This is a genomic window from Paenibacillus xylanexedens (assembly GCF_007676705.1).
GTDB lineage: Bacteria > Bacillota > Bacilli > Paenibacillales > Paenibacillaceae > Paenibacillus > Paenibacillus xylanexedens_C.
On record NZ_VEBF01000654.1, the window covers coordinates 1 to 237 of the forward strand.

The 237-nt window shown below is 48.1% G+C and carries 1 protein-coding gene; it reads left to right on the top strand.

Annotated features, from left to right (window positions below; translation table 11 throughout):
- Positions 1–56 precede the first annotated feature (56 nt).
- On the top strand, positions 57–237 hold a 181-nt coding region (locus tag FS628_RS30950), incomplete at its 3' end, for a hypothetical protein (RefSeq protein WP_145326717.1).

Genomic DNA, 237 nt, shown 5'->3' on the forward strand with positions numbered 1-237 from the left:
AGAAGCTGTTGAATGAGAGGGGTGAATTGAAAAGGGTATTTGGGAGAGAAAGGAAAGTGAAATTGGAGTTGTATGTGGAGAGGAAGGTGGATGTTGGGAAGGAAAAGTTTGAAGTGAAAGTGGGAGTGGCTGGTTGGGAAGATGTGGGGGTGAACTCGGTAAGCGTAAGTGGTAAGAGTGAAGAGTGGAATATGGGTGGAAGGGTTGGAGTCGAGGAAGTGGATGTAACGGGTGGGG